Consider the following 19,043-nt stretch of genomic DNA (forward strand, 5'->3'; position numbering starts at 1 on the left):
TTGCTACCGATGGAATTATCCTCACTGACCGCCGTTTCCCCCGTTGACGGACGCTACGGTGATAAAGTCAGCGCACTGCGCACCATTTTCAGCGAATTCGGCCTGCTGAAATTCCGCGTACAGGTTGAAGTACGTTGGCTGCAAAAACTGGCGGCCTGCGCAGAAATCAAGGAAGTTCCTGCTTTTGACGCCGACGCAAACGCTTTCCTCGACAAGATCGTTGCAGAATTCAGCGAAGAAGACGCTCAGCGCATCAAAACCATCGAACGCACCACCAACCACGATGTGAAAGCGGTCGAGTATTTTCTCAAGGAAAAAGTGGCGACGATGCCGGCCCTGCACGCGGTGTCCGAGTTTATCCACTTCGCCTGTACCTCCGAAGATATCAATAACCTGTCCCACGCGCTGATGCTGAGCACCGCCCGCCAGGACGTGGTGCTGCCTTACTGGCGTCAGACTATCGACGCCATCGCCAAGCTGGCGCAGGAATACCGCGATATTCCGCTGCTGTCCCGCACCCACGGCCAGCCGGCCACGCCGTCTACCGTGGGCAAAGAGCTGGCCAACGTGGCTTACCGCATGGAGCGTCAATACCGCCAGCTGGAGCGCGTCGAGATCCTCGGTAAAATCAACGGCGCCGTCGGCAACTATAACGCCCACATCGTCGCCTACCCGGAAGTGGACTGGCACCGCTTCAGCGAAGAGTTCGTCACCTCGCTGGGCATTACCTGGAACCCGTACACCACCCAGATCGAACCGCACGACTACATTGCTGAACTGTTCGACTGCATCGCCCGCTTCAACACTATCCTGATCGACTTCGATCGCGATATCTGGGGCTACATCGCGCTGAACCACTTCAAGCAGAAGACCATCGCCGGCGAGATCGGCTCGTCCACCATGCCGCACAAGGTCAATCCGATTGACTTCGAAAACTCCGAAGGCAACCTGGGCCTGGCTAACGCCGTGCTGGGCCATCTGGCGAGCAAACTGCCGGTGTCCCGCTGGCAGCGCGACCTGACCGACTCCACCGTACTGCGCAACCTGGGCGTGGGCATCGGCTATGCGTTGATCGCCTATCAGTCCACCCTGAAGGGCATCAGCAAGCTGGAAGTGAACCAGGCGCACCTGCTGGACGAACTGGACCACAACTGGGAAGTGCTGGCCGAGCCGATCCAGACCGTAATGCGCCGCTACGGCATTGAAAAACCGTATGAGAAGCTGAAAGAGCTGACCCGCGGCAAACGCGTGGACGCCGCCGGCATGCAGGCGTTTATCGACGGCCTGGCGCTGCCGGAAGACGAGAAAACCCGTCTGAAAGCAATGACGCCGGCCAACTATATCGGCCGCGCCACCACCATGGTGGACGAACTGAAATAATCCTGCGCCCGTACGCAGCCAGGCGGCCTCCGGGCCGCCTTTTTTATCGCCCCGCCGTCGCCACGTTCTATCCGTTTAAGTTTGGTTAAGCTTCACCCCACCGTCGTTGAGTCAACGTTTACCGGTCGCTGCCGATAATTAAGCCGCAATCCGGGAAAACCGTGCTTAATTGCGTGATACCTATATAATTTGGGTGATTGGAGCCGCACCCGCGCGAAAACAGGAGATTATCGATGCGAATATTGGTGGTTGAAGATAATGGTCTGCTGCGTCATCACCTTTCGGTACAGATGCGCGAGATGGGACATCAGGTCGACGCGGCGGAAGACAGCAAAGAAGCAGATTATTTTCTGCAGGAACACGCGCCGGATATCGCCATTGTCGACCTCGGCCTGCCGGGTGAGGACGGACTGGCGCTGATCCGCCGCTGGCGCGCACATCAGGTCAAACTGCCGATTCTGGTGCTGACCGCCCGCGAAAGCTGGCAGGACAAAGTGGCGGTGCTGGAAGCCGGCGCCGACGACTATGTCACCAAACCTTTCCATCTGGAAGAGGTAATCGCCCGCATGCAGGCCTTGATGCGCCGCAATAGCGGTCTTGCCTCACAGGTCATCGTGCTGCCGCCCTTCCAGATCGATCTGTCGCGCCGCGAACTCTGCGTTAACGAGCAGCAGATCAAACTGACGGCGTTCGAATACACCATTATCGAAACGCTGATCCGCAACGCCGGCAAGGTGGTCAGTAAAGATCTGCTGATGCTGCAGCTCTATCCCGACGCCGAGCTGCGTGAAAGCCACACTATCGACGTGCTGATGGGCCGTCTGCGTAAAAAGCTCCAGGCCGAGCATCCGCAGGAAGTGATCACCACGGTGCGTGGCCAAGGATACCGCTTCGACATTAAGTGAGTGTTATGTTCAACAGGGATAAAAAGCCGTTCTCGCTGCGCGCCCGCTTTCTGATGGCGACCGCCGGCGTCATTCTGGCGCTGTCGCTCTCCTACGGGCTGGTGGCGGTGGTCGGCTACATTGTCAGTTTCGACAAAACCGCCTTCCGTCTGCTGCGCAGCGAAAGCAATCTGTTTTTCAGCCTGGCCCAGTGGAAGGACCAAAAACTCACCATCGCCATTCCGCCCGATATCGATCTGAACTCCCCGACGCTGGTGTTTATTTATGATGAGCATGGCCATCTGCTGTGGAGCCAGCGCAAGATGCCCGAGCTGGAAAGGCTGATCGATAAAAAATGGCTGAAAGAAGCCGGATTTTATGAAATCGACACCGACACCCGCATCAGCAGCGAGGTGCTGGGCGACAACCCCAAGGCGCAGGATCAGCTGAAAGACTATGACGCGTCCGACCAAAATGCGTTAACCCACTCGGTGGCGGTCAATACCTATGCCGCCACCGCGCGCCTGCCGGCGCTGACCATTGTGGTGGTCGACTCCATTCCGCAGGAGCTGCAGCGCTCGGACGTGGTGTGGGAGTGGTTCAGCTATGTGCTGCTGGCCAACCTGCTGCTGGTGGTGCCGCTGCTGTGGCTGGCCGCCTACTGGAGCCTGCGGCCGATCAAAACGCTGATCCATCAGGTCGGCGATCTGGAAAACGGCGAACGCGACCAGCTGGATGAAAATCCCCCCAGTGAACTGCGCGGCCTGGTGCGCAACCTGAATATTCTGTTACGCAACGAACGCCAGCGTTACACCAAGTACCGCACCACGCTGTCCGACCTGACCCACAGCCTGAAGACGCCGCTGGCGGTGCTGCAGACCACGCTGCGCTCGCTGCGTTCCGGCAAGCAGACCACCATTGAAGAGGCGGAGCCGATCATGCTCGAACAGATCGGCCGCATCTCGCAGCAGATTGGTTATTACCTGCACCGCGCCAGCATCAACTCCGGGCAGACGGTGCTGACGCGGGAGATCCACTCGGTGCCGGCGCTGCTCGACAGCCTGAGCCTGGCGCTGAACAAGGTGTACCAGCGCAAGGGCGTGGTGATTACGCTGGATATTTCGCCGGAGGTCACCTTTATCGGCGAGAAAAACGATTTTATGGAAGTGATGGGCAACGTGCTGGAAAACGCCTGTAAATACTGCCTGGAGTTTGTTGAGGTTTCTACCCTGCACTCCGATGAACACCTGACCCTCGTGGTGGACGATGACGGCCCCGGCATCCCGCAGAGCAAACGCACGCTGATTTTTCAGCGTGGCCAGCGCGTCGATACCCTCAGCCCCGGCCAGGGGCTGGGCCTGTCGGTAGCGGCGGAAATTATCGAACAGTACGACGGGGAGATCACCATCGCCGACAGCCCGCTCGGCGGCGCGCGCATGATGGTCACCTTTGCCCGCCAGTACGATACGCACGGCGAATAAATCCGCACACCGGCGCGCCACGCGCCGGATCTCTGCCGACAATGCTGCAGCTTCAGCGGCGAAGAGTATATAATCCTCTACAGGCACACTCCTCTCCTGGAATACAACATGGATTATCAATTAGATCTGGACTGGCGCGATTTTCTGCAGCGTTATTGGCAAAAGCGTCCGGTGATTCTCAAGCGCGGCTTTAAAAACTTTATCGATCCGATCTCTCCGGACGAACTGGCCGGGCTGGCAATGGAAAATGAGGTAGACAGCCGAGTCGTCAGCCATCAGGACGGGCGCTGGCAGGTGGCGCACGGGCCTTTCGAAAGTTATGACCACCTGGGTGAAAACAACTGGTCGCTGCTGGTGCAGGCGGTGGACCACTGGCACGAGCCATCCGCCGCGCTGATGCGCCCGTTCCGCCAACTGCCGGACTGGCGCATGGACGATCTGATGATCTCCTTCTCGGTGCCGGGCGGCGGCGTAGGGCCGCACCTTGACCAATATGACGTATTTATCATTCAGGGCACCGGCCGCCGCCGCTGGCGCGTCGGGGAAAAAGTGCCGATGAAGCAGCACTGTCCGCATCCGGACCTGCTGCAGGTGGAGCCGTTCGACGCCATTATCGACGAGGAGATGGAGCCGGGCGATATTCTCTATATTCCGCCGGGCTTCCCGCATGAAGGCTACGCGTTGGAAAACGCGCTTAACTATTCGGTTGGTTTCCGTGCGCCCAACGGCCGGGAGCTGATCAGCGGCTTCGCCGATTACGTACTGGCGCGCGAACTGGGCAGCAAACGCTATGGCGACCCCGATATTCAGCTGCGCGAGCACCCGGCCGAGGTACTGCCGCAGGAAGTGGACGCGCTGCGCGCGATGATGCTGGATCTGGTACAGCAGCCGGAGCACTTCCAGCACTGGTTCGGCGAGTTTATTTCTCAGTCGCGCCACGAGCTCGACGTCGCGCCGCCGGAGCCGCCATATCAGGCCGGTGAAATCTACGAGCTGCTGCAACAGGGTGAAGCGTTGCAGCGTCTGGGCGGCCTGCGCGTATTACGCGTCGGCGATCGGTGTTTCGTCAACGGGGAGCCGATCGATACCGAACACCTGCAGGCGGCCGATGCCCTATGCCAGCACTTCAGCGTCAATGCCGAACTGCTGGGCGATGCGGTCGACGATCCATCCTTCCTCGCCCTGCTGACCGCGCTGATCAACAACGGCTATTGGTATTTCAACGACTGACGCCGTCTGTACGCTCATTTATCAGCCCCCGACTCCGGGGGCTTTTTTTCGCCGGCGCCTAGCTCATCACGGCGGTAAACGCATGAATATCAAAGTTCATCGCCACTCTCTCCGACCGCGCTATCTCCCGCACCGCGGCGCTGAACCGTTCGATATACGCCTGCCCGCCCTCTTCTTCGATATAGCGCGTCACGTAGCTGGTGGATAAAAAGAACAGCGCCACCTCTTCCGGCGTCAGGAAAATGATATTGGCGAACACCTCACGCCGGGCCTGCTGCAGGTGGCGGCAGCCCTGCATGATTTCCAGCGTGTCATCGTACTGCGTCAGCCGGGGATCGCGGTAACGCGCCCAGTTGGTCACCAGTTCCCGCTCGATAAAATCACGCAGCGGCCCGTACGCCAGCGGAAAATCATATTTGTACGCGCAGAACAACCCGCCGGGATTCAGCCACGCCGGCAATTTCATCAGCACCGCCTTGCGATCCATCCAATAAAACGACGTGGCGCTGGTGATAAGGTCAAAACGGCGGGCAGGCGCAAAATCTTCCGCAGCACAGACGCTGAAAGTCAGCGCCGGGTAGTTCTGCCGCGCCTTCTCGATCAGCGCCGCACCGATATCGCAGCCTTCCACCTGCTGAAACAGCCCCTGCAGACGCACCGTAGAAACACCGTTGCCGCAGCCGATATCAAGCGCAGCGTTATGCGCCGGCGCTCTGGCCGCCAACGACGCATACAACGCATCGGGATAGCTAATCTTGCTGCGCACCGCGTTATAAGCCTGCGCATGGGTATTAAACTGCTGCATTCCGTGTTCCCCTGTATTTTTCCGAACAGTCGACGTCAGCCGTATTACACGGAGTCAGCCCGTGCCAGCGCGCGATAGCCTTCCAGCTCGGCCTGCGGCATGCCGGCCGCCTGCGCCGCGGCGCAAATCTGCTGCCAGGTATTGGCATCAATCGGGATGCCGTCCTGCAGACGCAGCGCACGGTTCATCTCTTCCCACTCGCCTGGCACCTGAATCGGCTCGTCGCCGCTTTCCGGCGAGGCCTTTACCCAGTCAACAAAGGCTTCGGCCTCAGCCTGCATTGCCGGCGCTTCAAAGGCGTCCGGGTTGAGAATAATGGTGGTCATGCCGTTGATGATCGTGTCGTTGGTCACCTGCAGCGTATCATCATGGGTGGTTTGCCCGCCGGACAGCGCGCCGCCCAGAATTTCGCACAGCGTCGCCAGCGCATAGCCCTTATGGGCGCCGAACGGCAGCAGCGAACCAAACGGCGCTTCATGCATTACCTTTGGTTCGTTGGTCGGCCGGCCCTGCTCATCGATCAGATAGCCGGGCGCTACCGTCAGGCCTTTGTTGTACGCAACGCGCGTTTTGCCGTAAGCAATGCCGCTGGTGGCAAAGTCCAGCAACAGCGGCGCCTGGCCAGGACGAGGAAAAATCATGCAGAAAGGATTGGTGCCGAAGCGGCGGTCGCTGCCGCCAAACGGCGCCACCATCGGATCGCCCATCACATTGACGAAATGGATAGAAACAAAGCCGGCACGCGCGCACTGCTCCGCCCAGTGGCCGATGCGGCCGATATGGTGGGCATTGTGCAGCGCCACGGCGGAAATTCCCAGCTGGCGCGCCCGTTCAATACCGCGCTCCATCGCTTCGCTGGCGACCACCTGACCAAATCCTTTGCCGCCGTCCAGCGTCAGCACCGCGCCGGCATCCTTCACCACCCTGACATGGGTATTCAGCTGCAGATGCCCCTGCTCCAGCGATGACATATAGCGCGGGATCATGCCAACGCCGTGCGAATCATGCCCGGCCAGATTGGCCTGCACCAGGTGTTCCGCCACCAGCTCAGCCTCACGGGCGGAACTGCCGGTATGGCGCCAGATCGCCTGAACAAACTGCCCTAATCCCTGGCTGCCGATACGATACTCAGAACTCATGCCGCAAATCTCCTTGTGCAAAAATGTTACTCAACCCTAGGCACAAAAATTAATTGCGGCAAGTTAACAACTCATCAACCTTTGGCGCGCTCCGCCGTCAGGGTTGCGATACGCATAATCACCGCCACCGCCTGCTCCATCCCCTCCAGCGTAATAAATTCGTGTTTGCTGTGGAAATTGTAGCCGCCGGTAAACAGATTGGGGCACGGCAGTCCCTTGAAAGAGAGCTGCGCGCCGTCGGTACCGCCGCGGATCGGCTTAATGATGGGCTCAATTCCGCAGTCGCGCATCGCCTGCTGCGCCAGTTCGACCACGTGCGGATGCTCGGCCACCAGCTCGCGCATGTTGTAGTAGCTGTCCTCAATGGTGACGTCGATGTGGCACTCACGCGGCAGTCCTTTGCCCACCTGCTCCGCCGCCGCTATCAGCGCGCGTTTGCGGGCGGCAAAGCCGTCGCGCTCAAAGTCGCGCAGGATATAGTGCATCTCGGCGCGGTCGACCTGCCCCTTGATGCTGCTCAGATGATAGAACCCCTGATAATCCGCGGTGTTTTCCGGCGTTTCATCCGCCGGCAGACACTGGTGGAAACGGGTCGCCAGCGTCAGCGCGTTGACCATCACGCCCTTGGCGCTGCCGGGATGCGCATTGTTGCCAACAATCTTCACCAACGCCGAGGCAGCGTTGAAGTTCTCACACTCCAGCTCCCCCACGCCGCCGCCGTCAATGGTATAGGCCCAGGCGGCGTCAAAGCTCTCGACGTCAAAATAGCGGGCCCCTTTGCCGACTTCTTCATCGGGCGTAAAGGCGATGCGGATATCCCCGTGCGGAATCTGCTGCTGCCGCAGACGCACCATGGCGGTAATGATTTCCGCAATGCCGGCCTTATCATCCGCCCCGAGCAGCGTTTTGCCGTCGGTGGTGATCAGCGTCTGCCCCAGCAGTTGATGCAACACCGGGAAGCGCACCGGCGAAAGCACCTCATCGCCGATGCCCAGCGCAATATCACCACCGCGATAATTCTCCACAATTTGCGGATTCACCTGTTTGCCGCTGACGTCCGGCGAGGTATCAAGATGGGAGATAAATCCGATGGCGGGCACCGGCCAGGCGACATTGGCTGGCAGCGTCGCCGTGACGCAGCCGTGTTCGCTGAGCATCACCTGCGCAAAACCCAGCGCCAGCAGCTCCTGCTGTAACGCGCGCGCCAGTTTCAGCTGCCCGTCCGTACTTGGCACATGTTTAACGTTCGCTTTGGATTGCGTATCAAAGGTGACGTAGTTAAAAAAACGATCGAGTAGTTTATCCATGATGGCGCCCTTCAGATTATCGCAAGTCATTATGCTAAAGCGCCTGGCGGGAAATATTGCGTCAGGTCATTTTTAACCAGAATTAGTGAGAATCATTACCGTCGGTAATGATTTATTGGCGTAATGAATACGTTAAATTGTCGTATAGTGCGGCTATAATGGTAAAAATCAGCGCGTTGCCGGCGGTTCGGCTTTCAATTCACTGCCACAGCGTCTATCATGCGCGCTCTAAAAATTTCGAGCGGCGCCACTGGTTTTGAGCTTTTGTACGGCGGGGTATTTCGCCAGCTCTCGCAGTCTTTTCCAGCGGCGGTTCTATCTGCAAGAGTTCACGGGATAGAGTGACACCATAAATGACTGAGAAATCCTCTCTGAAGCCACTTGTTGAATTGAAAGCGTTAAGCAAAGGATTCGACGGCAAAACCATCATCAGCGATCTTGACCTCACCATTAATCACGGCGAGTTTTTGACGATCCTCGGCCCCTCCGGCTGCGGCAAAACCACCGTGTTGCGCCTGATCGCCGGTCTGGAAGATGTCGACAGCGGCCAGATCGTGCTCGACGGTCTGGATATTACCGACATTCCGGCCGAACACCGCCACGTCAATACCGTTTTCCAGAGCTACGCGCTGTTCCCGCACATGACGGTGTTTGACAACGTCGCCTTCGGCCTACGGATGCAGAAAACGCCGGCGACGGAGATTACCCCGCGGGTGGAAGAAGCGCTGCGCATGGTGCAGTTGGAAACCTTTGCACAGCGGCGTCCCAGCCAGCTGTCCGGCGGTCAGCAGCAGCGCGTCGCCATCGCCCGCGCGGTGGTGAATAAACCCAAGGTTCTGCTGCTGGACGAGTCACTGTCGGCGCTGGACTATAAGCTGCGCAAACAGATGCAGAACGAGCTGAAGGCGCTGCAGCGCAAGCTCGGCATCACCTTTGTCTTCGTCACCCACGATCAGGAAGAGGCGCTGACCATGTCGGACCGCATCGTGGTGATGCGCGAAGGCCGCATTGAGCAGGACGGCACGCCGCGCGAGATCTACGAAGAGCCGCGCAACCTGTTCGTCGCCAGCTTTATCGGCGAGATTAATATCTTTGACGCCACCGTACTGCAGCGCATCGACGCGCAGCGGGTGCGCGCCAACGTCGAAGGGCGCGAATGCGATATCTACGCCAGCCTGCCGGTCAGCGCCGGCCAGCGCCTGAAAGTGCTGCTGCGGCCGGAGGATCTGCGCGTTGAGGAGATCAACGGCGCCGAGCAGGTCGACGGCCTGATCGGCTATGTGCGGGAACGTAACTACAAGGGAATGACGCTGGACTCGGTCGTCGAGCTGGAAAACGGCAAGATGGTCATGGTTAGCGAATTCTTTAACGAAGACGATCCGGACGTCGACCACTCGCTGAATCAGAAAATGGCGGTGACCTGGGTTGAAAGCTGGGAGGTGGTGCTGGCCGATGAAGACCTCGCGTAAACTGTTCCAGAATGTGGTGATTACCGGGGTAGTCGCCTGGCTGGTGCTGTTCGTGTTTATGCCGAACCTGATGATTATCGGCACCAGCTTCCTGACCCGCGACGACGCCAATCTGATTCAGATGGTGTTCACGCTGGATAACTACACCCGGCTGTTCGATCCGCTGTACGCCGAAGTGCTGCTGCACTCGCTGAATATGGCGGTGATCGCCACCCTGTGCTGCCTGGTGATCGGCTATCCGTTCGCCTTTATTCTGGCGCGCCTGCCGCAGAAGGTGCGGCCGCTGCTGCTGTTTCTGCTGATCGTCCCCTTCTGGACCAACTCGCTGATCCGTATCTACGGCCTGAAGCTGTTCCTCAGCACCCGCGGCTATCTGAACGATTTCCTGCTGTGGCTGGGGGTAATCGACAAACCGTTTCGCATCATGTACACCTCCGAAGCGGTGGTGCTGGGCCTGATTTATATTCTGCTGCCGTTTATGGTGATGCCGCTCTATTCCAGCATTGAGAAGCTGGATAAATCCTGTCTGGAAGCGGCGCGCGATCTCGGCGCCAGCAAGCTGCAGACCTTTATCCGCATCATCGTGCCGCTGACCATGCCCGGCATTATCGCCGGCTGCCTGCTGGTGATCCTGCCGGCAATGGGGCTGTTCTTCGTTGCGGACCTGATGGGCGGCGCGAAAAACCTGCTGATCGGCAACGTGATCAAGAGCCAGTTCCTGAATATTCGCGACTGGCCGTTTGGCGCTGCCACCAGCATCTGCCTGACGCTGGTCATGGGCCTGATGCTGCTGGTGTACTACCGCGCGGCGAAGCTGCTGAACAAGAAGGTGGAACTGGAATGATCGGACGCCTGCTACGCGGTGGTTTTATGACCATCATTTACGCCTATTTATATATTCCGATCGTGATTCTGATCGTCAACTCGTTCAACGCATCGCGCTTTGGCATCAACTGGCAAGGGTTTACCGTCGACTGGTACTCGACCCTGCTCAACAACGACAGTCTGCTGCAGGCGGCGGGCCACTCGCTGACCATGGCGGTGCTGTCAGCCACCTTCGCCACGCTGATCGGCTCGCTGACCGCGGTGGCGCTGTACCGCTACCGCTTCCGCGGCAAGCCGTTCGTCAGCGGTATGCTGTTTGTGGTGATGATGTCGCCGGATATCGTGATGGCGATCTCCCTGCTGGTGCTGTTTATGCTACTGGGCATCTCGCTGGGCTTCTGGTCGCTGCTGTTTTCGCATATCACTTTCTGCCTGCCGTTTGTGGTGGTGACCGTCTACTCGCGGCTGAAAGGCTTCGACGTCAAAATGCTGGAAGCGGCGCGCGACCTCGGCGCCGGCGAGGTGACGATCCTGCGCAAAATCATCCTGCCGCTGGCGATGCCGGCCGTCGCCGCCGGCTGGCTGCTGAGCTTTACCCTGTCGATGGATGATGTGGTGGTGTCTTCGTTCGTCACCGGGCCGAGCTATGAGATCCTGCCGCTGAAGATCTATTCGATGGTCAAGGTCGGCGTCTCGCCGGAGGTCAACGCCCTCGCCACCATTCTGCTGCTGATGTCGCTGGTGCTGGTGCTCGCCAGCCAGCTGATCCTGCGCGATCGCAACGTCAAATAATCGAACGGACACATTCCAATTGTGAATGTGTCCGTTTCTCACCTGCCGTCCCGTTTTCCAGACTAAAAGCCGCTATTTACCAAGGGGATAACTGCCTTTACCCCGCGCCGCCCGCCGCCTATAATGGCCACTCTCTGGGGTATAGGACCGCCGCGCCGCTATTCGGCCTATACTGTTAAACGCGATAACTGCTGAAGGATACGCTGCATGAAAAAGTGGTCACACCTGCTCGCAGCCGGGATGATGGCACTGAGCATCGGCTCTGCAACCGCCGCCGATGACGGCAAAACCCTCTATTTCTATAACTGGACTGAATATGTGCCGCCGGGCCTGCTCGATCAGTTCACCAAAGAAACGGGGATTAAGGTGATCTATTCCACCTATGAATCCAATGAAAGCATGTACGCCAAGCTGAAGACCTATAAAGACGGCGCGTACGATCTGGTGGTGCCTTCCACCTATTTCATCGCCAAGATGAGTAAGGAAGGCATGCTGCAGAAGATCGACAAGAGCAAGCTCAGCAACTTTAAGGATCTGGATCCCAACCTGCTGAACAAACCGTTCGATCCGAATAACGATTATTCCATCCCGTATATCTGGGGCGCCACCGCCATCGGCGTCAACAGCGACGAGATCGACCCGAAAACCATTACCTCATGGGCCGACCTGTGGAAGCCGGAGTACAAAAGCAGCCTGCTGCTGACCGATGACGCGCGCGAAGTGTTCCAGATGGCGCTGCGGAAACTGGGCTATTCCGGCAACACCACCAATCCGCAAGAGATTGAAGCCGCCTATAACGAGCTGAAAAAGCTGATGCCGAACGTGCTGGCCTTTAACTCCGACAACCCGGGCAACCCGTTTATGGAAGGGGAAGTCAACCTGGGCATGGTGTGGAACGGCTCGGCCTTTGTCGCCCGTCAGGCCGGCACGCCGCTGGAGATTGTCTGGCCGAAGGAAGGCGGTATTTTCTGGATGGACAGCCTGGCGATCCCGGCTAACGCCAAAAACGTCGACGGCGCGCTGAAGCTGATCAACTTCCTGCTGCGGCCGGAAATTGCCGTGCAGGTGGCGAAAACCATCGGTTACCCAACGCCGAATCTGGCCGCGAAAAAACTGCTGCCGCCGGACATTGCCAACGATAAGTCACTGTATCCGGACGAAGCAGTGATCAAAAACGGCGAATGGCAGAACGACGTCGGCGACGCCAGCACGCTGTACGAAACCCAATTCCAGAAGCTGAAGGCCGGCCGCTAACGCCAACCTTTGGCTGATTCAGGCCGGGCGCAATGCCCGGCCCTGTTCCCCTCCCCATTTAGCCCAGTGCCAACGGCAGTGACTTCAGCGAACGTAAAATCAAACTGTCCGTTTGCCACTCCACCGTCCCCGACGGTTTAAGTCGCGGAAAATGGCGCAGCAGCGCGGCGCACACGTTTTCCGCCTGAAACTTCGCCAACAACTGCCCCGCACAGAGATGCGCGCTGCCGCCAAATCCGAGATGGCGCTGGCTATTGTCCCGGTGCAAATTGAACTGATGCGCTGCGTGAAACTGTGTTTCATCACGGTTGGCGGCCCCCAGACACAGCAACACCGCATCCTGCTCGCGCAGAGTACGCCCATGCAGCTCCCACGGCTGGCAGACGGTGCGGCGCGCCATCTGCAACGGCGATTCATAACGCAGCGTTTCCTGCACCGCCTGCGCTATCCACTGCGGATGCTGCCGCAGCAGCTGCTGTAATCGTTCATCCTGCGCGACGATCTGCATCAGATTGCCGATCAACGCCTCGGTGGTTTCACTGCCGCCAATCAGGATGGTGATGCAGTCCGTGCTGAAATAGCGTTGCAACAGCGCGCTGTCGGCGCCATAGCCCTGCGCCAGGGCGGAAAAAAACGGCGAAGGATGGCCGTTGACGCAGCTCTGATAGAGCTGACTGAATACTTCGTTCAGCCGCCGCAGCGCCAACGCCAGTTGTTCAAGCCCGGCCCGGTCGATCGCGCTGGGATCGAGCAGCAGACGGATGCTCTCTTTCTCCTGTTCAATCACCTGACACTGCTGCGGCGAAAGGTTCAGCCAGCGGGCAAACAGCCGCGGCCACAGCGGGCGCGCCAGCTGTGCAATCACATCCAGACGTTCGGTCGTCGCCAGATCGGCGATCATTCGCTTGATTTCACCGGCGGCCAGCTGTTTGAGCTGCGCCAGCGGTTCGCGGCCGAACAGCGCCATCAGTGGCTTGCGGTGTGCCCGGTGCGTAACGTTATCCTGAAACAGCGCAATATTTTGCACCAGCTCCGCCAACGCCGGCTCCAGACCACATTGCAGACGCTCAAATTCCGCCGTCAAATGCCGCGGAATGCCGGTGCAGCTTAATTGCGGGGCACGCAGCGCGGTGCTGACATCCTGATAGCGCGTCAGCACCCAGGTTCTGCCGATGCGCAGTAGCGGTTGCTGCTGACGCATACGCTGATAAATCTGATAGATATGATGATTAAATGAGGGCGAGGCAGGATTAAAGCGCAGGGTTCTATCATTAGCGTTATTCACGTATATGAAACCTCTTTTTGCCTGAGACACGCTCTTTCGAGCGAAAGAGCCATGCTTTAGTAAAGCAAAGTTTCATTATCGTGCACGCACTAACAACAATAATTAACGTCGCTGCGCGTACGCCGCAGCGACGCCAACAGGGTTACGGCCGATCGGCGCGTTCAATTTTCCCCATCAGAAACTTATGTACAAAGCGCGGTACCACTTCACTGGCCGGCCCGTAATGCTTCTCGGCAAACTGACTTTCCACCTGGCTCGGCTCCAGATTCAGTTCCATGGTATGCGCACCGCTCAGCCGTGCCTCATGCACAAACCCGGCCGCCGGATACACATGCCCGGAGGTGCCGATAGCGACGAAGAAATCCGCCCTCTCCAGAGCCTGATAAATATCGTCCATACCGATCGGCATTTCGCCGAACCACACCACGTGCGGGCGCAGCGGCGCCGGGAACTGGCAGCAGTGGCAGCGGTCGTCGACGCTCAGATCGCCGGGCCAGTCAACCACCTGGCCGGACTGCGTGCAGCGCACCTTCAGCAGTTCTCCATGCATATGTACCACCCGGCGGTTGCCGGCGCGCTCGTGCAGATTGTCGATATTTTGCGTAACCAGCAGAAAGTTATCCCCCAGCCACTCTTCCAGACTGGCCAACGCACGGTGCGCGGCGTTCGGCGCGATATCATCCTGCTGCAGCTGGCGGCGGCGCGCATTGTAAAACGCCTGCACCAGCTCCGGATCGCGTTGGAAACCTTCCGGCGTCGCCACGTCCTCCACCTTGTGCTCTTCCCACAAACCATCCGCTGCGCGGAAGGTGCGAATGCCGGATTCCGCAGAAATACCTGCCCCGGTCAACACCACCACAAACGGCTTTTTCAACTCCGCCGCCGCCATGGTATCGCGGTGAAAAATCCGCGAACGAAAACGTTGGTGCAGCACATGTTTGCTCTTGCGAAACTGATGCAGCCGATGGCGCGTACGCATAACTACTCCTTATTCAATGATCCGCCAGGTTGAGAAACGCCGCCCCGCGCACGCCGCCGGCGTCGCCATAGCGCGCCGGTTCGATCCGCGGCATCTTCGCCACGCGCAGCAGGCTGCGCGGCAGACGAGACGGCAGCGCCTGGTAGATCGCTGCAAAATTCGATAATCCCCCGCCAATCACCACCAGATGCGGATCGATGACGGTCAGTAAATTGCCCAGACAAATCGCCAGCAGATCGAGAAAACGCTCAACGTGAGCCTGCGCCTGCGGATCACCGGCCTGATAATGCGCAATAATTTGCGGCGCAGACAAGCGCTGCTGATAAAAGTGCGCGTACAGCCACTCAAATCCACGGCCTGATATGTAATTTTCAATGCAACCACGATGACCGCAGCCGCAGGCAACGCGAGGTATATCACGCCCCAGCACTTCCAGCGCATCGACCGGCAGACGCAGATGCCCGAATTCGCCGGCGATATGATTACGGCCGGACACCACCTTGCCGTCGACGATCAGGCCGCCGCCCACGCCGGTGCCGAGGATCAGCCCGAACACCACCGGATAGCGACGGAACTCCTTATCCCAGGCCTCCGACAGCGCGAAGCAGTTGGCGTCGTTTTCCACCCGCACTTCCCGGCCAATCAGCGCCGCCAAATCGCGCGGCAGCGCCTGCCCCATCGCCGCCGGCACGTTGGCGGTAAACAGCGTGCCGTCATCATCGTTTGGCAAACCGGGAATGCCGATGCCCACCTGCCCGGGCGCGCCGCAGACGGCGTCCGCCTCCAGCGTCATATCACGCAGCGTCGCCAGCAGTTGGCGATAGTCGTCCCGCGGGGTCGCCACGCGCTTTTGCCAGACGCGTTGCAGGTCGGCGTCGAACACCCCCAGCTCAATTTTGCTGCCGCCCATATCAAAACCGTAGAACATCCGTTACCTCACGTAAAAAAATGGGGCTGCATCACTGCGCCCCATTTTTAACCCGATCACTGACCGCTTAGCACCCGCGCCGGATCGATACGGCTGGCGCGTCGCGCCGGATACCAGCTGGCCAGCAGGCTGAGCACGATAGCGGTCGCCAGCACGATGACGACATCCAGCCAGTGCAGCTCCGACGGTAAGAAGTCGATAAAATAGATATCGCCGGACAAGAATGAATGACCGACCATCTTTTCAATCAGCTTGATGATATTCGTCAGCTGCAGCGAGGCAAAGATGCCGACCACCACGCCGCTCAGGCTGCCCACCAGCCCCGCCAGCAGGCCATACCAGACGAATATCGCCCGGATAAAGCCGTCTTTGGCGCCCAGCGTACGCAACACGGCGATATCGCCGCTCTTGTCCTTCACCGCCATCACCAGCGTGGAAACGATGTTGAAGCAGGCCACGCCGATCACCAGCACCATAGCCAGATACATGATGGCGCGGATCATCTGAATATCGCGGTACATATAGCCGTACTTGCCGATCCAGCTCTTGATATAAACGTAGGCGTTGGTCACCTCGCCGGCGTCGCGCACCAGCTTATTAGCGGCGAACACGTCGTTAACCTTGATGGCGATGCCGGTGACACTGTCACCCATGTCCAGATAGCGCTGCGCATCGGCCAGCGGCACCATCGCCAGGCTGTGATCCAGTTGGCCGCTGAGCTGCAAAATACCGCTGACATGCAGGCGAATACGCTTCGGCTGCAGCAATTTCATCTGCGGATCGCTGTTGGGGATCATCACCGTAACAGAGGAGCCCTGCTTGACGCCCAGCGCGTCGGCGACGCCTTTACCCAGAATCACCTGCTGTTCGCCGCCCTTGAAGTTGGCCCAAGCGTCGCCCTGCACATACTTCGGCAGCGCGCTGAGCTTCGCTTCCTGCGCCGGGTCGACCCCTTTCAACTGCACCGCGCGCAGCTGGGCGCCGTTTTCCATCAGGCCGGTGAAATTAATATACGGCGCGGCAGCCAGAATGCCCGGCACCTTTTCCACCCGCTGCATCATCGCCGGCCAGCCGTTAAACGGCTGATTCACCGGTTCGATTTCCCCGTGCGGCACCACCGACAGCACGCGGTTCTGCAACTCGCGCTCAAAGCCATTCATCGCGCTCAGGCCGACGATCAGCACCGCCACGCCCAACGCAATACCGATGGTGGAGATCACCGAAATCAGCGACACCATGCCGCCGCGCCGCCGACCGCGGCTAAAACGCAGCGCCGTCAGCAGTGAGAGAGGCAATGCGCGCATTACTCGGCCCCCAGCAGCGTCAGCTGCGCCTGCAAATGACCGTCGCGCATTTCCAGCTGGCGGTTAAGGCGTTTAGCCAGCTGCAGATCGTGGGTCACCACCAGAAACGCGGTGCCCTGACGCACGTTCAGCTCCCCCAGCAGGTCAAAAATGCTGTCGGCGGTGCGGTGATCCAGGTTGCCGGTCGGCTCATCCGCCAGCACCAGCGACGGATTATTCACCAGCGCACGGGCGATCGCCACCCGCTGGCGTTCACCGCCGGACAGTTCTGACGGACGGTGTTTGCTGCGTTTATCCAGCCCGACCGCCGCCAGCATTTCCATCGCTTTCTCCTGCGCCTGCGCCGGCTTAACGCCGCCGATCAGCAGCGGCATCGCCGCGTTTTCCAGCGCGGAAAAGTCCGGCAGCAGGTGGTGAAACTGATAGATAAAGCCCAGCTCGCGGTTACGCAGTTCGGCCTTGGCGGCGGATGACAGTGAATTCATCGCCTGCCCCTTGAACACCACGCTGCCGGAGGTCGGTGAATCCAGCCCGCCCAGCAGGTGCAACAGCGTACTTTTCCCCGAGCCAGAGCTGCCGACAATCGCCATCATCTCGCCGGGCTGCATGGCAAAACTGACATTTCGCAGCACGTCGGTATGCAGATTGCCTTCCTGATAGGTCTTGCACAGGTTGTCACACTGCAACAAAGGATGGTTACTCATAACGTAAAGCCTCAGCGGGTTGAACGGCGGCGGCGCGCCATGAAGGGTACAGCGTGGACAGCAGTGACACCGCCATCGCCGCGACGGCGATGATCGTCACCTGCAGCGGTTCAACCGCCACCGGCAGCGACGCACCGTCAATCAGCGCGCCAAGCGCCGGCATAATGGTATTCAGGTTCAGCGCCAGCACCACGCCCAGCAGCGTACCGAGCAGCGAGCCGATAATCCCGGCGCTGGCGCCCTGGGTCATAAACACCGCCATAATCTGGCGGCGCGTCAGCCCCTGGGTTTGCAAGATGGCCACTTCGCCCTGCTTTTCCATCACCAGCAGGCCAAGGGAGGTAATGATATTAAAGGCGGCAACCGCCACGATCAGGCTCAGCAGCAGCCCCATCATGTTCTTTTCCATGCGCACCGCCTGGAACAACTCGCCTTTGCGATCGCGCCAGTCTTTCCAGCTCGCGCCCTGCGGCAGCGCCTGCTGGCTCAGGCTGTCGACCGCCAGCGGCTGCTGCAGGAACAGGCGCCAGCCGGTGATATTGCCCGCCGGGTAGCGCATCACGCGCGAAGCGTCCTGCTGATTGACCAGCAGTTGGTATTCGTCCACATCGCTGTTGGCATGGAAGGTGCCGGCCACGGTAAACACGCGCTGGCTGGGAATGCGCCCCATCGGGGTAAACTGGCTGGCGCTCGGCACCATCAGACGCAGCCTGTCGCCGCGTTTAACGCCCAGTTTGCCGGCCAGCACTTCGCCCAGAATGACGTTGTACCCGCCAGGCTGCAGCGCCTGCTGTTTGACGTTAACCAGAAACGGCGTCAGCGGATCGGCTTCATCCGGGTTGACGCCAAGCATCACCCCGACCGCCACGTTGCGCGGGCTTTGCAGCACCACGTCGCCGGTGGTCAGCGGCGCCACGCGAGTCACGCCGCGCAGCCCCTGCACCGCAGAGGCCGGCAGATGTTGAGGATTGACCGACCCGCTCGGGGTGGTGACCAGCGCTTGCGGCATCAGGCCCAGAATGTTGTTTTCCAGGTCTCTTTCAAAGCCGTTCATCACCGATAACACGGTGACCAGCGCCATCACCCCCAGCGTAATGCCGATCGTGGAAAGCCAGGAGACAAACCGGCCAAAGCGGTCTGAAGCCCGCCCGCGCATGTAGCGCAGGCCAATGAATAACGCGACAGGTTGATACATGAAATCCGTTTTGTGGCCGTAGCTTAAGCAAAGTGATCATGGATAATAAAGGCTCCGCGCCGATTAGGGAACCGTTCGGCGG

At 59.3% G+C, this 19,043-nt stretch carries 17 protein-coding genes; 8 read left to right on the plus strand and 9 right to left on the minus strand.

Going from position 1 to position 19,043, the window contains the following annotated elements:
- Nucleotides 1–9: 9 nt before the first annotated feature.
- From purB to FO014_RS00550, 4 genes are all read left to right on the plus strand, one after another.
- Nucleotides 10–1,380, plus strand: coding sequence for an adenylosuccinate lyase (purB, locus tag FO014_RS00535; protein ID WP_160027009.1), 1,371 nt, complete (start codon nucleotides 10–12; stop codon nucleotides 1,378–1,380).
- A 233-nt stretch (nucleotides 1,381–1,613) separates the two neighbouring features.
- Nucleotides 1,614–2,285: a two-component system response regulator PhoP gene (gene phoP / locus FO014_RS00540; protein WP_015671991.1), complete on the plus strand. Its 672-nt coding sequence runs from the start codon at nucleotides 1,614–1,616 to the stop codon at nucleotides 2,283–2,285.
- A 5-nt stretch (nucleotides 2,286–2,290) separates the two neighbouring features.
- Nucleotides 2,291–3,745, plus strand: coding sequence for a two-component system sensor histidine kinase PhoQ (gene phoQ, locus FO014_RS00545; protein ID WP_160027011.1), 1,455 nt, complete (start codon nucleotides 2,291–2,293; stop codon nucleotides 3,743–3,745).
- Between the two features lie 108 nt (nucleotides 3,746–3,853).
- Nucleotides 3,854–4,975: a ribosomal protein uL16 3-hydroxylase gene (locus tag FO014_RS00550; RefSeq protein ID WP_160027013.1), complete on the plus strand. Its 1,122-nt coding sequence runs from the start codon at nucleotides 3,854–3,856 to the stop codon at nucleotides 4,973–4,975.
- 58 nt (nucleotides 4,976–5,033) lie between these two features.
- Here the strand turns inward: FO014_RS00550 and FO014_RS00555 are convergent, their stop codons facing one another.
- The 3 genes from FO014_RS00555 to pepT all read right to left on the minus strand — a co-directional run bounded on the left by FO014_RS00555 (nucleotide 5,034) and on the right by pepT (nucleotide 8,226).
- The gene (locus tag FO014_RS00555; RefSeq protein ID WP_160027015.1) at nucleotides 5,034–5,780 is read right to left on the minus strand and encodes a class I SAM-dependent methyltransferase; all 747 of its coding nucleotides are present in this window, start codon (nucleotides 5,778–5,780) and stop codon (nucleotides 5,034–5,036) included.
- Nucleotides 5,781–5,824: 44 nt separating this feature from the next.
- A complete protein-coding gene (locus FO014_RS00560; RefSeq protein ID WP_160027017.1) occupies nucleotides 5,825–6,919 on the minus strand; it encodes a malate/lactate/ureidoglycolate dehydrogenase in 1,095 nt (364 codons plus the stop codon).
- A 74-nt stretch (nucleotides 6,920–6,993) separates the two neighbouring features.
- Nucleotides 6,994–8,226 carry a peptidase T gene (pepT, locus tag FO014_RS00565; RefSeq protein WP_160031310.1) on the minus strand — a complete coding sequence of 411 codons (1,233 nt, stop codon included), beginning with the start codon at nucleotides 8,224–8,226 and terminating at the stop codon, nucleotides 6,994–6,996.
- Nucleotides 8,227–8,579: 353 nt separating this feature from the next.
- On the opposite strand from pepT, the gene potA reads away from it, so the two are divergent.
- From potA to potD, 4 genes are all read left to right on the plus strand, one after another.
- The gene (gene potA, locus FO014_RS00570) at nucleotides 8,580–9,695 is read left to right on the plus strand and encodes a spermidine/putrescine ABC transporter ATP-binding protein PotA (RefSeq protein WP_160027019.1); all 1,116 of its coding nucleotides are present in this window, start codon (nucleotides 8,580–8,582) and stop codon (nucleotides 9,693–9,695) included.
- Nucleotides 9,679–10,539 carry a spermidine/putrescine ABC transporter permease PotB gene (potB, locus tag FO014_RS00575; RefSeq protein ID WP_105230761.1) on the plus strand — a complete coding sequence of 287 codons (861 nt, stop codon included), beginning with the start codon at nucleotides 9,679–9,681 and terminating at the stop codon, nucleotides 10,537–10,539. Before potA ends, potB begins: the two co-directional genes overlap by 17 nt.
- A complete protein-coding gene (potC, locus tag FO014_RS00580; RefSeq protein WP_105230760.1) occupies nucleotides 10,536–11,312 on the plus strand; it encodes a spermidine/putrescine ABC transporter permease PotC in 777 nt (258 codons plus the stop codon). Before potB ends, potC begins: the two co-directional genes overlap by 4 nt.
- Before the next feature lie 207 nt (nucleotides 11,313–11,519).
- Complete coding sequence (gene potD / locus FO014_RS00585; protein ID WP_105230759.1) at nucleotides 11,520–12,566, plus strand: spermidine/putrescine ABC transporter substrate-binding protein PotD; 1,047 nt, start codon at nucleotides 11,520–11,522, stop codon at nucleotides 12,564–12,566.
- A 58-nt stretch (nucleotides 12,567–12,624) separates the two neighbouring features.
- On the opposite strand, the gene FO014_RS00590 is transcribed toward potD, so the two are convergent.
- The 6 genes from FO014_RS00590 to lolC all read right to left on the minus strand — a co-directional run bounded on the left by FO014_RS00590 (nucleotide 12,625) and on the right by lolC (nucleotide 18,961).
- Nucleotides 12,625–13,851: a cytochrome P450 gene (locus FO014_RS00590; RefSeq protein ID WP_160027021.1), complete on the minus strand. Its 1,227-nt coding sequence runs from the start codon at nucleotides 13,849–13,851 to the stop codon at nucleotides 12,625–12,627.
- Nucleotides 13,852–13,993: 142 nt separating this feature from the next.
- Nucleotides 13,994–14,830 (minus strand): Sir2 family NAD+-dependent deacetylase, encoded by an 837-nt coding sequence (gene cobB, locus FO014_RS00595; RefSeq protein ID WP_160027022.1) that lies wholly within the window; start codon nucleotides 14,828–14,830, stop codon nucleotides 13,994–13,996.
- Nucleotides 14,831–14,843: 13 nt separating this feature from the next.
- The gene (gene nagK, locus FO014_RS00600) at nucleotides 14,844–15,758 is read right to left on the minus strand and encodes an N-acetylglucosamine kinase (RefSeq protein WP_160027024.1); all 915 of its coding nucleotides are present in this window, start codon (nucleotides 15,756–15,758) and stop codon (nucleotides 14,844–14,846) included.
- Between the two features lie 56 nt (nucleotides 15,759–15,814).
- On the minus strand, nucleotides 15,815–17,062 hold the full coding sequence (lolE, locus tag FO014_RS00605; protein ID WP_111737259.1) for a lipoprotein-releasing ABC transporter permease subunit LolE: 1,248 nt from the start codon (nucleotides 17,060–17,062) through the stop codon (nucleotides 15,815–15,817).
- Nucleotides 17,062–17,766, minus strand: a complete 705-nt coding sequence (gene lolD, locus FO014_RS00610) for a lipoprotein-releasing ABC transporter ATP-binding protein LolD (RefSeq protein WP_105230755.1) — start codon at nucleotides 17,764–17,766, stop codon at nucleotides 17,062–17,064. The genes lolE and lolD overlap by 1 nt, the downstream gene beginning before the upstream one ends.
- Complete coding sequence (lolC, locus tag FO014_RS00615; protein ID WP_105230754.1) at nucleotides 17,759–18,961, minus strand: lipoprotein-releasing ABC transporter permease subunit LolC; 1,203 nt, start codon at nucleotides 18,959–18,961, stop codon at nucleotides 17,759–17,761. Before lolC ends, lolD begins: the two co-directional genes overlap by 8 nt.
- Between the last annotated feature and the right edge of the window lie 82 nt (nucleotides 18,962–19,043).

The sequence above is a fragment of the Serratia rhizosphaerae genome (assembly GCF_009817885.1).
Lineage (GTDB): Bacteria > Pseudomonadota > Gammaproteobacteria > Enterobacterales > Enterobacteriaceae > Serratia_B > Serratia_B rhizosphaerae.